Source organism: Brevibacterium sp. ZH18 (assembly GCF_022748595.1).
Lineage (GTDB): Bacteria > Actinomycetota > Actinomycetes > Actinomycetales > Brevibacteriaceae > Brevibacterium.
Genome location: NZ_JALDSX010000006.1, coordinates 44,375 through 60,667 on the forward strand (window position 1 = coordinate 44,375; position 16,293 = coordinate 60,667).

The 16,293-nt window shown below is 63.3% G+C and carries 11 protein-coding genes and 2 tRNA genes; 8 read left to right on the forward strand and 5 right to left on the reverse strand.

Going from position 1 to position 16,293, the window contains the following annotated elements:
* Window positions 1–40: 40 nt before the first annotated feature.
* Entirely contained in the window at window positions 41–832 is a 792-nt protein-coding gene (locus tag MPN20_RS03875; protein ID WP_242779864.1) for a 3-methyladenine DNA glycosylase, read from the reverse strand.
* A gap of 146 nt (window positions 833–978) precedes the next feature.
* Entirely contained in the window at window positions 979–3,921 is a 2,943-nt protein-coding gene (locus MPN20_RS03880; protein WP_242779733.1) for an ATP-dependent helicase C-terminal domain-containing protein, read from the reverse strand.
* A gap of 73 nt (window positions 3,922–3,994) precedes the next feature.
* On the opposite strand from MPN20_RS03880, the gene MPN20_RS03885 reads away from it, so the two are divergent.
* From MPN20_RS03885 to MPN20_RS03910, 6 genes are all read left to right on the forward strand, one after another.
* A complete protein-coding gene (locus MPN20_RS03885; RefSeq protein ID WP_242779735.1) occupies window positions 3,995–4,801 on the forward strand; it encodes a fumarylacetoacetate hydrolase family protein in 807 nt (268 codons plus the stop codon).
* Window positions 4,802–4,846: 45 nt separating this feature from the next.
* Window positions 4,847–6,313: a glutamate--tRNA ligase gene (gene gltX, locus MPN20_RS03890; protein WP_347566795.1), complete on the forward strand. Its 1,467-nt coding sequence runs from the start codon at window positions 4,847–4,849 to the stop codon at window positions 6,311–6,313.
* An 86-nt stretch (window positions 6,314–6,399) separates the two neighbouring features.
* A complete protein-coding gene (locus MPN20_RS03895) occupies window positions 6,400–7,680 on the forward strand; it encodes an alpha/beta hydrolase (RefSeq protein ID WP_242779737.1) in 1,281 nt (426 codons plus the stop codon).
* A 160-nt stretch (window positions 7,681–7,840) separates the two neighbouring features.
* A tRNA-Gln gene (locus MPN20_RS03900) sits at window positions 7,841–7,912 on the forward strand.
* 40 nt (window positions 7,913–7,952) lie between these two features.
* Window positions 7,953–8,025, forward strand: a tRNA-Glu gene (locus tag MPN20_RS03905).
* Between the two features lie 1,541 nt (window positions 8,026–9,566).
* Entirely contained in the window at window positions 9,567–10,118 is a 552-nt protein-coding gene (locus MPN20_RS03910) for a hypothetical protein (RefSeq protein ID WP_242779739.1), read from the forward strand.
* 391 nt (window positions 10,119–10,509) lie between these two features.
* Here MPN20_RS03910 and MPN20_RS03915 read toward each other — a convergent pair whose 3' ends face one another.
* The 3 genes from MPN20_RS03915 to MPN20_RS03925 form a co-directional block, all read right to left on the reverse strand.
* Window positions 10,510–10,761 carry a DUF3263 domain-containing protein gene (locus tag MPN20_RS03915; RefSeq protein WP_278189637.1) on the reverse strand — a complete coding sequence of 84 codons (252 nt, stop codon included), beginning with the start codon at window positions 10,759–10,761 and terminating at the stop codon, window positions 10,510–10,512.
* Window positions 10,762–11,531: 770 nt separating this feature from the next.
* Entirely contained in the window at window positions 11,532–12,509 is a 978-nt protein-coding gene (locus MPN20_RS03920; RefSeq protein WP_242779742.1) for a DUF4282 domain-containing protein, read from the reverse strand.
* A gap of 166 nt (window positions 12,510–12,675) precedes the next feature.
* Entirely contained in the window at window positions 12,676–13,602 is a 927-nt protein-coding gene (locus MPN20_RS03925) for an aldose 1-epimerase family protein (RefSeq protein ID WP_242779744.1), read from the reverse strand.
* 179 nt (window positions 13,603–13,781) lie between these two features.
* Here MPN20_RS03925 and galT point away from each other — a divergent pair, with 179 nt between their 5' ends.
* A complete protein-coding gene (gene galT, locus MPN20_RS03930) occupies window positions 13,782–14,918 on the forward strand; it encodes a galactose-1-phosphate uridylyltransferase (RefSeq protein WP_242779746.1) in 1,137 nt (378 codons plus the stop codon).
* Complete coding sequence (locus MPN20_RS03935) at window positions 14,915–16,204, forward strand: galactokinase family protein (protein ID WP_242779748.1); 1,290 nt, start codon at window positions 14,915–14,917, stop codon at window positions 16,202–16,204. Before galT ends, MPN20_RS03935 begins: the two co-directional genes overlap by 4 nt.
* The last annotated feature ends 89 nt before the right edge of the window (window positions 16,205–16,293 follow it).

Genomic DNA, 16,293 nt, shown 5'->3' on the forward strand with positions numbered 1-16,293 from the left:
GTGCCGACCTTGGGCGGTCTGCTGAGGTGCCTGTACTGCGCTAGCGAGGGTGAACTCCGACGCTCGACAGAGCATCGAGCAGGCGTCGGCGAATGTCCTGCGCTCGGCGCGAGAACGACTCCTGCCGCCGCATGTACTCGGCCTTGCCCTCGGCGGTCTCGATGGCGACGACCCCGTAACCCCAGCCTCGCAGGTCGTAGGGAGAGGCCTCCATGTCGAGAGTCCGGATGTCGAGAGCGAGATCGAAGCTGTCGACGACGAGGTCTGAGGGCGCGATCGGGCCGACCTTCATCGCCCATTTGTAAAGGTCCATGCCCGCGTGCAGGCAGCCGGGCTGCTCATTGGAGACCATGCCCTCCCGCGTCGGCTGGAGGGTATTGAGCGGACGAGCCGGCTCGGTGAAGAACCGGAATGCGTCGTGGTGCGAGCATTGGATTCGGTGGCGTTCGACGACTGCGTCGGTCTGTTCGGGACTCAAGCGCAGCGGCACCTGCTGGTGGCGGCGCTGCTCGTCGGTGAGCTGGTAGACCATCGCCCACTCGTGGATGCCGAAGCAGCCGAAGTTGGCCTCCCGATGGAGAGTGGACTGCAGCAGTGAGGCGATGAACTTGGCGCCGTCGCCGCGATCATGGCGCCAGGACTCGACGTCCACCTCGGCGACGTTCTCAGCCTCGTCGAGGCGGTACCAGCGCCGGTCGAAATAGGCGGTGTCGGCTTCGGTGCCCAGCTCGAGACGAACTCCCGGGCCGGGATTCCATTTGGCCAGCTGTCCGACTTTGAACGGATAGTAGGTGAAGAGGAAGTCCTCGACCGGGTGCTTCTCACCCTTCATCCGCCGCGCGATGTGAGCATCGGTGCGGGCAGCGATCCGTGCCTCGTGCGCATCCCGCTGTTCGTGCCAGGCGTCCACAGGAAGGCAATCAGCACCGAGGCGAGAGCTGGGGCCGGTCTCGGCAGCGGTCATTGAGGCGGTGGAAGTCACCTCTTCATTGTCCCAGACCGCTTGGTGCCGCGCATCGCGGGCGCGGTCAGCGGATCCTCGGGCCAGGGATGCTTCGGGTAGCGTCCTCGATTCTCGGCTCTGACCTGGGAGTACGCATTGGCCCAGAATGAGGCGAGGTCGCTCGTGACGGCCAAAGGCCTGCGAGCGGGGGAGAGGAGGTGGACGACCACGGGGACCCTGCCCTCGCACACGGCAGGCACGCTCTGCCAGCCGAAGCACTCTTGCAGCTTCACCGCGAGAACGGGGCCCTGCATCTCGGCGGCACGAGTTTTGTCCGGGACTGGGCGATCCGTCTTCGAACTGTCCGCCTCCGAACTAGTCGTCTCCGAATTACACGTCTCCGACTGATCCATTTCCGAACTATCCGTCTCCAAACTGTCCGTCTCCAGGAGATCGGGATCGGGGTAGTCGAGGCGGATGCGCGAGCCGCTGGGCACCTCGATGCTGGCCGGCACCAATTCGTCGAGGCGACCGGCCTGGGGCCACGGCAGGAGAGTCCGCAGTGCAGAGACAAGATCGACTTTGCCGGGATCCGAACCCTTCGCGATCCGGTCCAGTGCCGCCGGGCACCAGTCGGTCAGCGACTGCGACAGTCGGCTCCACCGCACGTCGGGCCACGGTGAGCCGAAGACTGCGTGGAGAAGTCCCAGCCGCGCTCGCAGCTCTTCGAAGCTTTCGCTGGGGCGCAGCACCTCGCGGGCACCACGCTCACGTACCGACGCTGCGATCGCCGACCGAGCCAGCTCCACGCTGGCCCTGATCGGGGTGGCGGAGAGCTCGATGCCGCCGAGGCGGCTCCGGCGCACCGCACGCACCTTCCCTTGGTCGAACGTCGCGGTCTCCTCGGTGGCCAGAAGACCTGCTCCGGCGAGTTCCGCGGTGTCCTCCTCGATCGCGACCGCCGCACGGATCACGCCGCGGCCCCCGGCCAGTCCGACTTCGGAGATCGCCAGCCACGGGCTTCCCTGCAGGGAGGAGTCGCGCGGCAGAGAGGCGGCAGTCCCCGATGCCAAGAGGTACTCGGAGGCAGATGAACTGCGCAGACGAGCGATCTGCAGCGGGTAGGACAGTGCGACGACGAGGCCGAGATCGTCGGGGCTGAGAGAAGAGCGCTGCCCGGAGCGACCAGAACCGGAGAATTCAGCGGCCAGTCCCGCGAATCGTCTGACGTCCTGGGTGAAGCGTCGGTCGTTGCTGCGGCGCAGATTCCGCAGGGTCGCGACCAGATCCGCACCCGGGGCGCGCTGGTCGGACTCGATGACGGCGATGGCCTCGGCTGCGGCCCCCGGGGATAGCATGGCCGCACCGTCGAAGAGTCCACGTGCCGACCACACGGAAGCCGGGATCCGCGCGATCGCCCGGCCCAAATCGGTGACTGTGATCTGCTCCGGCCCACGGCCGCCACCGCCACCGGTACCGCCACCGCCACCTTCACCGCCACTGGTACCGAGTTCGACCGCCGGATCCGGCACTTCAACCGCGCCGAGGGCCACGAGGTTGTCGAGTGCCAGCTGCTTCGGCCCCTCCGGCATGGGATCGGGCAGCAGTCCCGGGTCCCCGCCCCAGACCGCGAGCGCGAGGACGGCGGACGTAAGATCCGAGGTCGCGACCTCCGCGGCGGTGTGCTCGGGCAGGCTTGCCCAATCCGCTTCGGACAGGCAGCGATAGACCGTGCCCGGCCCCAACCTGGACGCGCGGCCCGCCCGCTGAGTTCCCGATGCTTTGGATTCGCGCGTGGTGACCAGGCCGGACATGCGTCGGCGGGTGTCGAGACGGGGTCCCCTTGAGAGCCCGGAATCGATGACGATGCGCACACCGGGCACCGTCAGCGCAGACTCCGCCACCGAGGTTGAGACGATCACTCGGCGCTCGCCGGACACGTGCGGACGCAGGATCGCATCCTGCTCCTTCGCCGGAGTGCGACCGGTGAGAGTGTGCACCTCAGCCCCACCCGACCCGCTGCCAGGCAGCAGGCGGGTGATGCGTGCAGCCACCTCGTCGACCTCCCGCGCACCGGGCGCGAACACGAGCACGTCTCCGCTCGCCTGCCGGTCGAGTGCTTCGACCGTGGTCCGAGCCATATGGTCGAGGAAGTCCCAGGTCACCCCGCGGGCGTCGAGCGACCGTTTCTGCGGTGGGGCCCACCGGACGTCGAGCGGATGCACCTCGGCGGCGATGGACAGCTGCGTCGCCTCAGCACCGGGCCCAGCGCCCAGTCGCCTCGCCCAGATCGCAGCGTCAAGGGTCGCGGACATGACGACGAGGCTGAGATCGTCACGCAGATCGATGAGTTCGCGGCACAACGCGAAGGTCAGATCGGTGTCGAGCTGACGCTCGTGCACCTCGTCGAGGATGACCGCCGAGACTCCGTCCAGTTCGGGATCGCGCAGCAGTCGGTTGAGCAGCACACCGGTGGTCACGAATTCGACGCGTGTGGCTGCCGAAGTCCGGGATTCGCCCTTCACTGTGAAGCCGACAACCTCGCCGAGGCGGGTCCCAGTCAGTCCTGCCAGTCGCCTGGCCGCGGCGCGGGCTGCCATCCGCCGGGGCTGGGTGACGATGACCCGGCCGAGGTGAGATGCCCGAGACGTCGGCGAATCGGTCCTGCGGCTGTCCTGTCCCCGGCCATCCTGTCCCCGGCGGGCGAGGGCACCGGCGATGTGCTCGGCGATGTGCTCGGCGATGAGCGGAGGAACGATTGTGGTCTTGCCCGTTCCGGGTGGGGCTTCGACGACGATGCGGGGAAATGCGCCCACAGCCGCCTCGGCGAGGTCATCGATGAGGGCTGCCGCAGGCAGACCTGCGGCGATCGCGTCCAAATCGAACGTGCGCGCAGCAGTCAACGTGCGCGCAGCAGTCGCGGTGGGATGGGTCGAACCAGCTGGCTGCGGCGCGGATGGGGAATGCGAATCGGGCATGCTCCCAGTGTCTCAGCCGCAGCTCGGAATGCCCGCGTGCCAGGCGCGCATTGCACTGACTAGACTGGGCCACATGCGTATTGCGAGATTTGTGCACCAGGATGAGCCCAAATACGGCGTCGTCGAAGGCGAAGCTCCGCAGATCGAGAACGGCACATGGGACACTTCGGGTCTCAGCCTCGCCGTTCTCGACCAGGATCCCTTCTTCGCTCCGGCCCAATCGACGGGGGAGCGGCTGAAGTTCGACGACGTTCGCCTCGTCAGTCCGATCCTGCCGCGGTCCAAGGTCATCGGCGTCGGCCGCAACTTCGCCGACCACGCGGCCGAACTCGGCAACGAAGTTCCCGTCAGCCCGCTGACCTTCTTCAAGCCCAACACTTCGGTCATCGGTCCCGGCGATCCGATCCGCCTGCCCTCCATCAGCGAATACGTCTCCTACGAGGCGGAGCTCGCCGTCGTCATCGGGCGCGTGGCCAAGGGCGTCAAGGCCGAGAACGCCTACGACCACGTCCTCGGCTACACCGCCGGCAACGACGTGACCATGCGCGACATCCAGAAGGCCGACAAGCAGTGGTCGCGGGCCAAGGGCTTCGACACTTCCTGCCCACTGGGTCCCTGGATCGAAACCGAGATGGACGTCGACAGTCTGGGCATCCGCTCGTGGGTCGACGGAGATCTCAAGCAGGACGGCAACACTGAGGACTTCATCTTCGACATCCCGACTCTCATCGAACACCTCAGCGAGACCATCACGCTGCTGCCTGGCGACGTCATCCTCACCGGCACCCCAGCGGGTGTCGGCCAGATCGTGGCCGGCAACCGGGTCGACATCGCCATCGACGGACTCGGCGTGCTGTCGAACCCCGTCATGGACGCCTGAGCCACCGCACGACATTCAGCACCACCTAACGACATAAGGACTACCGTGAGCGTCAAAGTTCGTTTCTGCCCATCACCCACCGGCACCCCGCACGTCGGAATGGTCCGCACCGCCCTGTTCAACTGGGCGTATGCGAAGCACACCGGCGGAAAGTTCGTCTTCCGCATCGAGGACACCGACGCGGCTCGCGACTCCGAGGAGAGCTTCGGTCAGGTCGTCGAAGCCATGAAGTGGCTCGGCCTCGACTGGGACGAGGGCATCGACGTGGGCGGACCCGACGGGCCCTACCGCCAGTCCGAGCGCGGCGAGATCTACCAGGGCGTCATCGAGAAGCTCAAGGCTGCCGGCCACATCTACGAGTCCTACTCGACGAACGAAGAGGTCGAAGCCCGCCACAAAGCTGCAGGCCGCGACCCGAAACTCGGCTACGACGGCTACGACCGCGACCTGACCCCTGAGCAGATCGCCGGTTTCAAGGCTGAGGGCCGCGAACCCGTATGGCGTGTGCGCATGCCCGCCGAGGACGTCACCTTCACCGACCTCGTGCGCGGGGAGATTACCTTCCGCCCCGGCACCATCCCTGACTACGTCGTCGTCCGCGCGAACGGGCAGCCGCTGTACACCCTGGTCAACCCCGTCGACGACGCACTCATGGGCATCACCCATGTGCTGCGCGGCGAGGACCTGCTGTCGTCGACCCCGCGCCAGGTCGTGCTCTACGAAGCACTCAAGGACATCGGCATCGCCGAGGCGACCCCCGAGTTCGGTCACCTGCCCTACGTCATGGGTGACGGCAACAAGAAGCTGTCCAAGCGCGATCCGCAGTCGAACCTGTTCCTCCACCGCGACAACGGCTTCATCCCCGAAGGCATGATCAATTACCTCGGCCTGCTCGGCTGGTCGATCGGCCCCGACCGTGACGTGTTCAGCGTCAAGGAGTTCGTCGAGGCCTTCGACATCCACGACGTCCTGCCCAACCCGGCCCGCTTCGACGTGAAGAAGGCCACGGCCATCAACGCCGACCACATCCGCCTCCTCGAGGCCGATGACTTCCGCGACCGTCTGGTGCCCTATCTCCAGGCCGCCGAGGTGCTTCCCGAGAAGCCATCGGATGCTCAGCTGGAGATCCTCAACCAGGCCGCACCCCTCGTCCAGACGCGGATGAACCTCCTCGCTGAGGCTCCTGATCTGCTCGCGTTCCTGTTCACGCCCGATTCCGAGCTGACCATGGCAGAGGACGGGCTGAAGACGCTCAGGGATTCGGCTCCCGAGGTGCTGGCTGCCTCGATCGAGGTCCTCGAAGGAGTCGAGGACTGGACGACCGATACGCTGCATTCTGTGCTCCAGGCGAAGCTCGTCGATGACATGGAGATCAAGCCGCGACTGGCCTTTGGTCCGTTGCGCGTGGCCGTGTCCGGACGCAAGGTCTCACCGCCGCTGTTCGAGTCCATGGAGATCCTCGGGAAGGAATCCTCACTCACGCGTCTGCGTGCGCTGGCGGCCTCACTGTGACAAGTCCGAAGCAGTCGGCGGGCGGGAACCAATGGTCGGGTCTGAGGCAGCAGAGCTGGAGGCGTGGGGGACTGCACTTCAGAGATGTGACCCTCGACGTTCCCTTCGACCATTTCGGTGGGGGACAGGCGAAGTCTGCAGCTGCCTCGTTGGCGGCACCGCTGAGTGCCAAGCCCAAGGGCGGCCCCGCCAGCATTGAGGTCTTCGCGCGGATCGCCGCCACCGAGGCGGACAGTCAGAAGCCGTACCTCGTCTTCCTCCAGGGCGGACCCGGGGTGGAAGCACCCCGACCGACGACCCCCGTGGGCGGGTCCACGTGGCTGGCCCGTGCACTCGAAGAGTTCCAGGTCGTCATGTTCGACCAGCGCGGCACCGGGAAGTCGAGTCCCATCGGCTCCGTCGAGGGTCGGATCACCGGCCTCGACGCAGTCGGAGACGATCCCGCGGACATCGCCGAGGCGCTCAGTCACTATCGAGCCGACTCGATCGTCGAGGACGCTGAGATCCTGCGTGAGGCACTCGGTGTGGACACCTGGTCGCTGCTGGGTCAGTCGTTCGGCGGCTTCACCGCTCTGCGCTATGTCTCCGCACACTCGAAATCGCTCGATGAGGTCTACTTCACCGGCGGTCTGCCGGCGGTCGACACCGATCCGGTCACCGTGTACGCGAGAACCTGGGAGGGGATGAAGCGCAAGTCGGAGCAGTACTACCGTGCCTTCCCCGGCGACCGTGCCAAGCTCGCAAACCTCATCGACCTCGCCGAGGCTGAGGGCGGCGTTACGCTGCCCGGTGGGGCGCGTGCGACAGCCGAGCGCATCCGACTGCTCGGGCACTTCCTTGGGGCCTCCGACGGTCCCGAGAAGCTGCACTATCTTCTCGACCAGGACCCCGCCTCGGCGGCATTCCGGCATGATCTGGCGGCGGCTCTGCCGTTCTCCGGACGCAACCCGCTCTACGCGATCGTGCATGAATCCTGCTGGGCCGACGGCACTGTCACCGATTGGGCTGCCAGGCGGGCGATGCCCGACGAGGTGCGGGCCGACCCGACACTGTTGGCCGGTGAGCACGCCGGACCGGAGTCTATGTCCGAGGACCCTGAACTGATGCCCTTCGCCGAGGTGGCTCAACTGGTGGCACAGCACGAATGGCCCCAGCTCTACGATGTTGATGCCCTGCGGGCGTCGACGGTGCGCGGCGCGGCAGCGGTGTACTTCGAGGATGCGTATGTCCCACCCGAGTTCTCGCTGGCCACGGCCGACCTCCTCGGCGGGGTCAAGCCGTGGGTGACGAATGAGTACGAGCACAACGGACTTCGCGCCGACGGATACCGGGTGCTCGACCGTCTCATCTCCCTGGCTCGAGGTTGAATTCGCCCCGGGTGGGGCTGTGTTCGCCGCTGCAGGGGCTGAGTGTTAAGAAGGTCACACCGAAAATGAGCCCCTCTGATTTGGAGTCGGGCGGGGGGTTTGTGTAGAGTTATATCTCGTTGCTCAGGGTAATTCCTCCGGGGATTGGCTTGAAAAACATTGGGGTATGGTGTAATTGGCAGCACGAGTGTTTCTGGTACATTTAGTCTAGGTTCAAGTCCTGGTACCCCAGCGAACAGCATCGGGTCTATGACTCTGAGCTGTTTATATTGGCCCCCGTCGTCTAGTGGCCTAGGACGCTGCCCTCTCAAGGCGGAAACGGCAGTTCGAACCTGCTCGGGGGTACGGTTGAGTCCCGCATCGAGGAATCGGTGTGGGGCTCGCTCTAATTCACAGGGGTTTTTCGCAGGCTTTGGGTTATAGGGGTTATAGGCCAAAATGTGTGTATAGGTAGGGCATATCCCATCGAGCACTCCTGCCTCTTTCGCCGTGATTCGCCACCCCACGCCTTCTGAAGCCCGTTGCCCTCCTCGATGCTGAATGACGACGAATACATCAGTGACGTTGTTTCCCGACGACCAGTCTCTGGCCCCTCGATGACGCGGTCGGGTTTCTTCTCCCACGCAGCGGCTGTGACGAATGGCCAGCGATCCTTGGTCGCCTGGGTCTGCCGGTAGAGCGGCCAGTCGACTCCCCGGCAGGCATGATCGATGGGCAGAGCCCTGTGGTGGCGGAGGAAGTCCTTGATTATCTTGTTCGGGTCTCCTTCTAGCGCATTCGCCGTCCACGAGATGTCGTAACGGTCCAGGCCGAGTGTCAGCTAGGCAAGGAGCTAACCGTCACGGATGAGCCCGGCGTGGAGTTTATGGTCCCGACGGGTACGCAGACGTGTACCAGCAGTGTTGATCTGGTCTGACGTATGGATCGCCCCCGGTTTGCTATCCAACTTCCGGAAATTCACCGCCCGCCACGTGTCGAGGCGGCGTTCCCTTTCGCGGCTTTCGAGCTGAGCGCGTTCGGTCAGGATCGCGGCGCCCAGCGCAACTAGCACGATGAAGGCCGAAGTGACCGCAATGAAGTCCTAGGTTTCCACGAACTCATCCAAGCAAGAACTCGGTAGCCATAAGGAGAACGCATGAGTTGGGACGACAAAGCAGCAGCGAAAGCCTACGAACTCGGCTCAAGTGAGAAACAAAGCAGATGGTTCTAGGAAAGCGCAACACAGCAACGATCAACCCTGGAAACGCCGGAATCAGTGGAACGAGCAGCTGAGGTGATTTGGGATCGCAACCACGGGCCCGCAGAGAAGCCCGTCACGTGGGAAATGCCGCCCGAAGAGATCCGTGAACTGTGGCGCGACGATGCACGCGCCGTGATTGCCGCACTTAACCGCAAAAAGAGGTGACTAGGAACGACGACATCACCCGCATCTACGGGCCAGGCGCGAACCGCAACTGGTGGGGCGTCGCGCGCTGGCGTTGGCTGCTCAGTAGCGGCCAATACGTGCGGTCAGGAGAACAGTGCAGCGCACGTGCCGTGATGCCGCTGGGGCTTCGTGTCGTCGGGGAGGCTGGGCCGGGAGTAGTCGACTTCAACCGCAAGCGCCCGGGGAATAGACTGCGGGAGAAGGGCTGATCAGGCTCGAAGCCCGGCAGCGCATCATCATTTCTGTTACACAACTGCGATAGTTACCACAATTTGAGTGCAAGTAGCCGCCACTCTTCGTCGCGTCCTAGCGGATCGAGCAGTCAACCCAGAAAGATTGCGCTTTTGCAACATCTGACATTGCCGGAAAGATCGGTTGCAGAGACGAAAGACTATCGATAGCGTGACTGGCGTCATATCCCCTAAAGAAGGTGACAGGTCAAAAAGAAGGTGACAGGTCAATGAGGATCCTTAAAGCAACGAACGTTGGTGTCGCTGCCGCACTAGCACTCTCTCTCACCCTCGGCGCGGGCGGTGCGGCCTCAGCAACGCCAACAGACTCGGGCGCAAACAACTCCGTGAGCATTGATACTAAACCGACGAGTCATCAAGAGTTCTACGACGAACTCAAGGCATCAGACCTCCCCTCGAAGGACGTCAAAATCGACGGCCAAGCCGCGACTGAGTTCGACCTCGGTGAAGGCATTTCGATTACAGTCCCGAAGCCACAGTCCGGGCTATCGCCTCAACTGAGTGGCAAGATGAACAGCAAGGGCGAGCCGATAATTTACTTCAATCAGTCGGATCAGAAGAAGATCAAGAAGGTCGGTAAAGCCGCTTTCTCAGCACTCGGCGTCTTCCTGAAAGGGAAGCTCCTCACGAAATTCCTTGGTACGACCGCGCTTAGCTCTATCGCGTCGTTCCTCGAGGACGATGGAATTTGCAAAGGTGGAAAGACACTTAGAGTCACAGGTACCGCCGACGGAGCGCTGAAGGAGATCAAATGCGTGTAAGTGACGAACTGACCGCGGATCCGACTGTGTCAGAAATCAAGGCACGGCGAGTCAAATGGTTCCTCATAAACTCCGGAATCGTGGCCCTCGCAGCTGCGGTGCTATGGGCGCTTGGCGGGGCTGGGACACAATTCGTGTTGCCTCTCCCGTTGCTCCTACTGATCGTCGGAGTCTTGGTGTTCGCTGTCTGGGAAACCGTCGCTTACTACCTGGATAAGCGCAAACATCTAGGCAACACTTCATAGGACGGCTGGGGCGAACGCATAATTCAGCTAGCCCTCGCAGTAGGGGGCCGTGCAGTGCCCGATCGTAGAAGCATGGGGATTCCGATTCAACAGATCGAGATCCCTTCTTCTATGCGGCCTCAGAGTCACCATGCATTGCAGTTCTTCTACCGCCCCTGCTGTCGCTCAAACGCGAACTGTTCCGCACGTACCTGACTGACCCGCTCTACAACATCCGGGCTACACCTGTAAGCGGCATCCGTGTCGACCAACCCCTCCAGTACGACGGCGTACTTCTCTGGTGGAAGGTCGATGCGTCGGCACAACGCGTCACGGGCTGCAGAGGTGTGCGCAGTCTTCTCCAGGTCGAGGATCATCCGATCATGCTCGGAGGGTTCGTTCACGGTGCCAGGGACCATACGGGCCAGTGTGGCGTGGGGGACTGAGTTTCATGCTTTCGTGCGATGTGGAGCTGACTCGTGACTCAGTAGTCTCAAAGCCTCTCCTCACGATGAGCGATATTTTGATATGAGAATTAAGGGCTTGACGATGAAACTACTGAGCTCCAAGGCCAGGGCGCTGTGCGCAGTTCCTCTTGCCTGCGCCATCGCGCTCACTGGAGTGGGTCCCGCGTCCGCGATTGATGATCAATCAGTGCAATCGGCGCCAGTTTCCCCGACAGAACTAGCCGAGGAGCGACCTGATGATGCGGTCGTCTGCACCGAGGGCCAGGCTTTAGTCAAAGTTCTTGATTCCGAGAACTTAAAGATCGAGTCCACCGTACCGCAAGCCGCGGGTCGCGACATTGATTGCAACCGCGACGCACCCGCCAAGACTCCGTATTGCTTCCGGGTGGGAATTCCTAGAGTCAAGGCGGTGCTGAGCTAGACAGATCTGTCAACGATTGCGCCATACCGGTAGGCAGATTTGTTGAGCTGCGTATACTGCATAGGCACTCGATGCTGCTACAACAGCACTCACCTATTGCTTGACGGATGAGCAAGTCCTCAAGAACTCCAAATTGAGACCTTCTGATGCTTGGGTGTGCGGACCCTCTCCTGCTGATCAGCGGCTTCCTATGTTGCAGTGTGTTCCACGTCTGTGCGCTGGTTCATACCAGTGCCCTCAATCTTTGCCTCATCCGAGGGGAGCAAGGCTGGTTTATATCCCGCAACGCTGGCTGTCCGCGTCAGCGGTTGATGGAGTCCGCAATCCTCTTCGTGTTCTCGGCGGTCTTGACGCTCGACACAATGAGCTCGAGAGCCAGGCGGACGAAGATCACCCACAGTGCGGGTACGATCCACCCGAAGATGATCGCCAGGATCAGCGGCCACGGGCTGAAGCTCGGTCCGCCTACCATGTAACTGTTGGCGGCACCCGCAGCGGCGCCTGCGGCAATGCTGGCGACGATGGTGGCCAGCCAGGACAGGCCTGCCACGACGATGACGATGATGTAGATGAAACCGGCCCAGCGAATCGCAATGAAATTGTCGAACCGGAAGTCAAACAGCGATTTGAAGAAGCCGCTGCCCTGGTGTGTGCCGGGCTGAGGAGCACCTGCGTGCTGGCCCGGCTGACCGTAGTGTCCCTGCTGGCCCGGCTGACCGTAGTGTCCCTGCTGGTTGTAGGCCGCGGGCTGGCCGTAACCGGTCTGGGGGTTCTGTGAACCGGCGTAACCGGCCTGGGGGTTCTGTGAACCGGCGTAGGCGGCCTGAGGATTCTGTGAACCGGCGAAGTCGCCCTGCGGATACTGCGAGTATGCCTGGTTCTGGTCGTACTGACCGGACTGATGGTTCTGCGCGTATCCCTGCTGGCTGCCCTGATCATATTGTGCAGTCTGTTCAGGCTGGCTGAACTGGGCACCCTGCCCGTATTGGGCGGATCCGGCATACGACTGGTCGGAGTCGAATCGGCGTGTATCGCCTTGGCCTTGATCGCCCTGCCCGGAAGCTCCAAGCCCTGAATCGCCCAACCCCGAATCGCCCAGCCCCGACTGGTCCTGAGCCTGCGGCGAATCTGGGTGAATGTGCTCATCGGGGGCATCGAAGTCGGGGGAGACGTGCTGTTCCTCGGCGGCGAGATGATCGCCTGAGATGCCCTGATCGGGAGTGGTGTTCTGGTTGTTCTCTGCGTCCGAATCGAAATTCGGGTTCTGTGGTGTCGACATATCCATCCTCCATGCGAATTGAGAACCAGTAGTCGCAACCTATCAGGGCAAACAGTGCTGTCGCTGAGCACTCACAGTCGGACGTAACAGTCGGACTTCATGGTCGGACGTCATGGTCGGCAGTGGTTGAGTTCGTCATGGTCGGCAGTGGTTGAGTTCAGACGGATCAGTGCAGGCCGATGGTCCATTCGACGCTGAGCTCGTCGTGCGGATCGATGACGTCAAAGTCCGCGCCAGTGGCGAAGGCATTCGGCGCACATGTCATCGGTTCGATGGCGATGGCGCGACGTCGACGCTCCCCGGGGAGTTCGTCTCCGGTGCAGACTTGCCATGTTCGGAAGTGCTCGTCCATGCCAACCTGGATGGTTCGTCCGTCCGCCCCCTTCAGCCGTGCCCGAGACCAGCCGTCCGCGCCGCGCTGTGGAGATCCGAACGCATCGTCGAGGACAGTTGACGCGACCGTCCGCAGTGAACGGAAGTCCTTGCACACGATGCACGGAGTTTCGTCGTGCTCATGGTCAGTGGGAATGAGGGAGCCGGTGTCGAAGGTCTTCTCTTCGACAGGGATCAGCCGCTCGTCGGTCTCGAACCAGGTTTCGGCAGGCAGGCTCAGCTGTGACTGGTCGATCTCTGCAGAGCCCGGATGGAACCAGGGGTGGAATCCGAAACCGAATGGAACGGAGTGTGACCCGGGGTTCTGCGCCCGTGCGCGGACTATGATTCCGTCGTCGCTGAGACTGTACTTCGCGTCGAGAATCAGTTCGAAGGGATACCCCTCAGAACTGGGGATGGTCGTGTTCAGTGAAACGGAGGAATCGTCGCTCGCGGTGACTTGCCAGTCAGTCTGTGCCACCAGGCCGTGCAGAGCAGTGTTCCGAGCAGGTTCGGTGATGGGCAGCTGATGTCGGTGCCCGTTGAACTCGAAGCGGCCATCGGCGATTCGGTTGGGCCACGGTGCCAACACGGCTCCGTCGAAGGCGTTCATGGAGACGACTACGGGGCGATCACCGACCGTGTATTCCATGAGTGCCGCCCCGGTGGGGGAGACGACCGCTGTGTCCTCGCCGAGGGTGAGTCGGATGTTGGCGGCCATGCTGCTCCTGCGGGATCGGTGTGCGGTGAATCCGCCTCAGCAGAATTCTACGCGCAACCTGTGACCAAAACCCATCTGATGTTAGCATTATGATCGAAAATGATCGTTTTTGGAGGTTTGATGAGTCGGTGTCGTTGCCCTCGATTCCACAGCCGCGCCGCCGCGATTGCGGACGCGTGATGAGCACACGGATCCAGCGGAGAGTGCTCGCCGACGGCAGGGAGATCCTGTTCTTCCAGGACGCGGATTCGCCCGTGCAGACGATCGCCGAGGATCCTCGACCCGCTGAGCAGCGTCCTGTCGGTGGGCAGCTGCGCTTCGACCTGCTCACCGGCGAGTGGGTGGCTGTGGCCACGCACCGTCAGTCGCGGACGCATCTGCCCGCTGCCGCCGAATGCCCGCTGTGCCCCTCGACGCCGGAGCGACCCACCGAGGTCCCCGCGGAGGACTACGAGGTCGTCGTCTTCGAGAATCGATTCCCATCGCTGGGACCGAAGCAGGGTTCGGTGCCCGCCGATCCAGGGCCTGCCTTCGCCGAGGCGGCCGCTGAGTCCGCACTGACGGCGCCGGCACATGGGCGTTGCGAAGTCGTCGTCTTCTCCTCCGAACACAATGGCTCCTTCGCTGATCTCGACACGCGTCGGGCACGTACGGTCATCGATGCCTGGGCGAACAGAACTGCGGAGTTGTCTGAACTTCCTGGCATCGAACAGGTCTTCGTGTTCGAGAATCGCGGTGAGGAGATCGGCGTGACGATGAATCACCCCCATGGCCAGATCTATGCTTACCCCTATGTCACTCCGCACACCATGGTCACCTCGGCTCGTGCGGTGGCGCACCGACGTGAGACGGGCAGGCCATTGATGGGCGACATCCTCTCCTTCGAACGCACCTCAGGCGAGCGGATGGTCCTCGAATCAGCACACTTCTCCGCCTTCGTGCCCTATGCCGCGCGGTGGCCGATCGAAGTCCACATCGTCCCACATCGGCAGGTGCTCGGCATCGATGAGCTTGACGAGGCCGAACGCGACGACCTGGCCCGCATCTACCCGGAAGTGCTGCGACGAATCGACGGGCTCTACCCGAGTCCCACTCCCTACATCGCCGCCTGGCACCAGGCACCGGTGAACTGTGCGGACCGATCGGCCGAATGGATGCACCTGGAGATCACCAGTCCCAGGCGCGCCGAAGACAAACTGAAGTTCCTCGCCGGATCAGAAGCGGCCATGGGGGCCTTCGTCGGTGACGTCTCCGCCGAGGAGACGGCTGCGCGTCTGCGCGCAGTGTCGACAGTGCACGAAGACGGTGCCCGATGAGCGCGGCTCCCGCGCCGACGGGTCAGAGCCTGAACCGTGAGTTCGAGGCGCTCTTCGGATACGTGCCGTTGGGTTGCTTCCGAGCTCCCGGACGCGTCAATCTCATCGGTGAACACACCGACTACAACAACGGGTTGGTCCTGCCTATCGCCATCGACAGGGCCGTCCACGTGGCCATCGGCCGCCGTCCCCAGGGATGCTCGAACGGACACGAGAACCATTTGGACGGACACGAGAACCACACGGGTGGACACGAGAGCTCCACGGGCGGAACCGCGGCACCACCTCGGTGCGAGGAGAGCATCAGGATCGTCTCCGATCACCGGGATGCCTCGGGTGAGCGCCTTGCCGGCCAGTTCACGGCTGAGGAACTTGTGCCCGGCACCCTCCGAGGATGGCTCAGTCATCCTGCCGGTGTCGTCGACGAGATCGCCAGGACAACAGGCACGGTACTCGGCGGCATCGACCTCTATGTCGAATCGACTGTGCCCGTGGGTGCCGGACTCTCGTCCTCCCACGCGCTCGAAGTCGCGGTTCTCATCGCCCTTGACGAGGTTTTCGGCCTCGGCCTCGACGACCGTGAGAAGGTGCTGCTCACCCAGCGCGCCGAGAACGACTTCGTCGGTGCTCCCACAGGGATCGTCGATCAGGCCGCCTCAATCATGACCGAGGCCGGACACGCGCTCTTCCTCGACTGCCGAGATCTCTCGACTCGACAGATCCCTTTCGATCTCGAGGCTGAGGCTCTTAAGCTGCTCGTCATCGACACCCGAGTGTCCCACTCTCACAGTGAGAGCGGGTATGGAGACCGGCGGCGCAGCTGTGAGGAGGCCGCCGGAGTGCTGGGTGCTGAGAGTCTGCGCGAGCTTGATGACGCCGTCGACCTCGGAGGCCTCACGCTGGTGCAGAGGAAGCGGGTGCGGCACGTCTTCAGCGAGAATGCCCGGGTCCGGGCCACCGTCGAGCTCCTGGAGCGACACGACGAGAAGAGCAACCGAATCCGCGAGATCGGAGGGCTCCTGCTTGCCTCCCACGATTCCCTCGCCGGTGACTACGAGGTCTCGTGCGAGGAACTCGACGTTGCCGTCGCAGCGGCGATGTCGGCAGGAGCGATCGGGGCTCGGATGATCGGCGGCGGTTTCGGAGGATCGGCTATCGCGCTCGTCGACGCTGCGAATCTCGACAAGGTCGGCGACTCGGTCCGCGCCGCATTCGCCGAACACGGATACCGCGCGCCCGATATCTTCGATGTCAGTGCCGGGGACGGTGCCGGCAGAATCGAGTGACGGCGGTACGCACCGCCGGGACGGTGCCGGCAGAATAGAGTGACGGTGGAACGCGCCGCCGTGTCTGACACAGGAGCCCTGGAAAGTAG